We start from the raw sequence: 4,140 nt of genomic DNA on the forward strand, positions 1-4,140 counted from the left end.
GTGTCTACCGCTGCGGCTTGCACAAACTTATGCTCTGCCCATTACTCATGCCTTGCCGAGGATGCCTCGCATGTCGTCGTTCGATCACTTTCAAGCCCCGCTGGACACCGACATGGAAAAGCAACGTGCGGAACTGGCGGCGATCATTCGCCGCAACACCGCCGAAGATGGCAGTTATGCCACGGCCATCGGCTCGCTGTTCATGTCACGCCACAGCCAGTCCCACGAGTTCGCCCCGGGGCTGGCGCAACCGGCGCTGTGCATCATGGCCCAGGGGCGCAAGGAAGTTCGGCTGGCCGATGAATACTTCAATTACGACCCGTTGAACTACCTGGTGGTCTCGGTCTCGATGCCGCTCAGTGGACGGGTGGTGGATGTCTCGCCTGAGGAACCGATCCTGGCCCTGCGCCTGGACATCGACCCGACGGAAATCACCGCACTGATCGCCGACGCCGGCCCCCTCGGCGTGCCCACCCGGCCAACCGGGCGCGGGCTGTATGTCGAAAAACTCGACACCGCGATGCTCGACGCCGTGCTGCGCCTGGCACGGTTGCTGGACACGCCAAAAGACATCGCCATGCTCGCGCCGCTGATTCGCAGGGAGATTCTCTATCGCCTGTTGCGCAGCAAGCAGGGGCATCGGCTGTACGAAATCGCCATCGCCAACAGTCAGAGCCATCGCATCAGCCAGGCGATCAAATGGCTCAACGGCAATTTTGAACAGCCGTTGCGCATTGATGATCTGGCCAAGGAAGTGAACCTGAGCGTGTCGACCCTGCATCACCGCTTCAAGGCGATGACGGCGATGAGTCCGTTGCAGTATCAGAAGCAGCTGCGCCTGCAGGAAGCGCGGCGGTTGATGCTGGCCGAAGGGCTGGAAGCTTCGGCGGCGGGGTATCGGGTCGGGTATGAAAGTCCGTCGCAGTTCAGCCGGGAGTACAGCCGGTTGTTCGGGGCGCCGCCGTTAAGGGATCTGGCGCGGTTGCGGTTGACGGTCTGAGCTTGATTCTTTGCAAGCAGTAACGGCCCCATCGCGAGCAAGCTCGCTCCCACAGGGTTCTGGTGTACACCGATCCAGTGTGGGAGCGAGCTTGGTCCGGGCGGCGTTCCGACGATGAGGCCAGCACAAACAACATCAAATCCGGATCAGGCGCCAAGCACCCGGCAAGCCTCCACCGGCAAGGTCACCGACACCGGATGCCCAACGCTCAGGCCAAAGCCCTGGCACGGCGTGCTCAGCGCAGTAAACGACACCCCGGAACACTCCACCGTGGTCTCGATGGTCGCGCCGATATCGCGCACGAACGTCACCTTGCCCAGCAAGCGGTTGCCCGCGGTCGCCTGGGGTGCTGACAGTTGCAGGTCTTCCGGGCGAATCAGCATCTTCACCTTTTCGCCAGCCACAATGCTGCTGCAGATCGGTACTTGCAGCGCATCGCCGCCTGGCAAGCTGACTTTGCCATTACCCAGCACCGTGGCCGGGAAGATGTTGCCCGAGCCGATGAAATCCGCGACGAACTCGTTGGCCGGGTGGCGGTAGATCTCGATCGGTGTGCCCACCTGCTGCACCTTGTGCTCACCCAGTACGACCACGATATCGGCCATGGTCATGGCTTCACGCTGGTCGTGGGTCACCATGATGGTGGTGATGTTCAGGCGCTGTTGCAGTTGACGGATTTCCACCTGCATCGACTCGCGCAGCTTGGCGTCCAGCGCCGACAACGGCTCGTCGAGCAGGAGGATTTTCGGGTGATTGGCAATCGCCCGGGCAATTGCCACACGCTGGCGTTGGCCACCGGACAGTTTGGCCACCGGACGATCAATCATTTGCTGCAACTGGATCAGCTCCAGCAACTCCACCACTCGCGCCTGCTGATCGGCCTTGCTGACCCCGCGCAGTTTCAGCGGATAAGCGATGTTCTCACCCACGGTCATGTGCGGGAACAACGCCAGGGACTGGAACACCATGCCGAAATTGCGCAGGTGCGCCGGGGTGTTGCCGATGTCTTCACCGTCCAGGCGGATTTCGCCGCCGGTCAGGGTTTCAAGGCCGGCAATCATGCGCAGCAAGGTGGTTTTGCCGCAGCCCGAAGGGCCGAGGAAACACACCAGTTTGCCCTCGGGCAAATGCAGGTTCACATCCGTTACCGCGCAGGCCGAGCCGTAATGTTTCTCGACGTTTTCCAGAATCAGACCAGACATGTGAATCACCTCAAGAAATCAGAACGAAACGCCACCTTCACCAACCAGCTTCTCCAGCGCCCAGATCAGGACGAAGTCGATCAGCACGATCAGCACGGCAAACGAAAATACGGTTGGGTCGAGCGAAGACACGGTGCGGCTGTACATCCAGATCGGCACGGTCATCACATCGATGGTGTAGAGGAAGTAGGTCACGGTGAATTCGTTGAACGAGACGATGAACGCCAGCAGCATGCCCGCCAGGATCCCCGACTTCATCAACGGCACCACCACATCGACAATAGCTCGCAGCGGTGAAGCGCCGAGCATTTGCGCGGCCTCTTCGACTTCGCTGCCGATGGAGAGCATCGCTGCCGTGCAGTTCTTCACCACGAACGGCAACGCGAGGATCACGTGGGCAATCACCAGTCGCGAGGTGGTCATCTGAAACGGCAGGCTGTCGAACACCAGCAGCAACGCCAGCCCCAATACCACCATCGGGAACACCAGGGGCAACGACATCAATTGCAGCGCCACGGCTTTGCCACGGAACTCGCAACGGGTCAGCGCGTAAGACGCCGGCACCGCGATGATCGTGGCGAAGACCATGGTCAGGCACGCCACCATCAGGCTGGTGCTCATGGCTTTGCCCAGGCTCAGCACATCGCTGGCATCCGGCGACACGAAGGTGTGCCAGGCGGCCTTGTACCATTGCAGGCTGTAGCTGCTTGGCGGGAAGTCGAGGTTCGACGCGCCGCTGAACGACATCACGATCATGGTCAGGATCGGTAGCACCGCCAACAGCAGGATGAAGCCCGAGAGGATGCCGGCAAACTTGCCGGTATCACCCGGCAACAGCGACTGGCGCTTCTTGATCAGGGTACTCATTGCGAAGCCTCCAGCATGCGCCGACGACGGCCAGTGATGTATTCGGACAGGGTCATGATCGCGAGGGTGGTGACGATCAGCACCACACCGGCAGCGGATGCGGCGGGCCAGTTCATCAGCGGGGCGATCTGGTCATGCACCATCACCGCCAGCATCGGCACGCGCCGGCCACCGAGCAGCAAGGGCACCACGAAACTGCTGGCGTTGTAGGCAAATACCAGGGTCGCACCGGTAATGATCCCTGGCAGACTCATCGGCAATACCACCTGGCGGAACACCTGGAAGCGACTCGCACCCAGGGTAGCGGCAGCTTCTTCGTAGCTGCGGGCGACGCCGCGCATGGCGCTGGCAATCGGCAACACGGCCAGCGGGAAGGCGGTTTGCACCAGGCCCATCAACACGCCGTTCTGGTTGTACAACAGCATGATCGGGCGCTTGATCAGGCCCAGGCCCATCAGTGCCTGGTTGAGCATGCCACCGGGGCCGAGGATCACCAGCCAGCCGTAGCTTTGCAGCAACAGGTTGACCAGCAAGGGCAGCAACACTGCCGCCAGGAAGATCCGCCGCACGAATGGCGAAGTCAGGCGTGACATGGTGTAGGCCACCGGGATCGCCAGGATCACTGCGATCACCGCGCTGATCAGCGCCAGGCGCAGGGTCAGCATCAGCGACTTGAGGTAATAGGGTTCCAGCAACTGGGCGTAACTGGCCAGGCTGAACCCGGACCATTCCGCGCCTTTGGTGCCCACGCTCATGCGCAGTACCAGGAGGCTCGCGGCAATCAGTACGCCAAGAAACAGCATCGACGGCGAGAGGAAAAGCCAGGCGCGCGTCGTTGGCGAAACACCCCGAGCGGCGCGCACTGGGGCGGCACTCAGCGGATGAGTCAGAGGTTGGTGTTCCATAGCAAAGGGTCTCGTCAATGGAAAGCAGCTGACAAACACAAGACTCAAGGTCACTTTGCCCCATGTGGGAGCGAGCTTGCTCGCGATAGCGGAGTGTCAGTCGCCATCATTGGCGACTGACAAGCAGTCATCGCGAGCGGGGTCGCTCCCACATGGGGCAAAGTGT

Annotated in this window: 4 protein-coding genes; 1 reads left to right on the plus strand and 3 read right to left on the minus strand. The window is 61.3% G+C overall.

Annotated elements, in window-relative coordinates; genetic code table 11:
- The first annotated feature begins 70 nt into the window (after positions 1-70).
- Positions 71-1,000 (plus strand): AraC family transcriptional regulator, encoded by a 930-nt coding sequence (locus AC1DVH_RS27075; protein WP_477756380.1) that lies wholly within the window; start codon positions 71-73, stop codon positions 998-1,000.
- 146 nt (positions 1,001-1,146) lie between these two features.
- On the opposite strand, the gene AC1DVH_RS27080 is transcribed toward AC1DVH_RS27075, so the two are convergent.
- The 3 genes from AC1DVH_RS27080 to AC1DVH_RS27090 are packed head-to-tail and all read right to left on the minus strand — an operon-like array spanning position 1,147 to position 3,974.
- The gene (locus AC1DVH_RS27080; protein WP_477756381.1) at positions 1,147-2,202 is read right to left on the minus strand and encodes an ABC transporter ATP-binding protein; all 1,056 of its coding nucleotides are present in this window, start codon (positions 2,200-2,202) and stop codon (positions 1,147-1,149) included.
- An 18-nt stretch (positions 2,203-2,220) separates the two neighbouring features.
- Complete coding sequence (locus tag AC1DVH_RS27085) at positions 2,221-3,069, minus strand: ABC transporter permease (RefSeq protein WP_477756382.1); 849 nt, start codon at positions 3,067-3,069, stop codon at positions 2,221-2,223.
- Entirely contained in the window at positions 3,066-3,974 is a 909-nt protein-coding gene (locus tag AC1DVH_RS27090) for an ABC transporter permease (protein ID WP_477756383.1), read from the minus strand. Before AC1DVH_RS27090 ends, AC1DVH_RS27085 begins: the two co-directional genes overlap by 4 nt.
- Positions 3,975-4,140 lie beyond the last annotated feature (166 nt).

The sequence above is a fragment of the Pseudomonas sp. P4_C3 genome, from assembly GCF_056402075.1.

Excerpts from the sequence above, each read along its gene's own strand:
- AC1DVH_RS27080 (WP_477756381.1), bottom strand. The coding sequence starts at position 2,202 with ATGTCTGGTCTGATTCTGGAAAACGTCGAGAAACATTACGGCTCGGCC.
- AC1DVH_RS27085 (WP_477756382.1), bottom strand. The coding sequence starts at position 3,069 with ATGAGTACCCTGATCAAGAAGCGCCAGTCGCTGTTGCCGGGTGATACC.
- AC1DVH_RS27075 (WP_477756380.1), top strand. The coding sequence starts at position 71 with ATGTCGTCGTTCGATCACTTTCAAGCCCCGCTGGACACCGACATGGAA.
- AC1DVH_RS27090 (WP_477756383.1), bottom strand. The coding sequence starts at position 3,974 with ATGGAACACCAACCTCTGACTCATCCGCTGAGTGCCGCCCCAGTGCGC.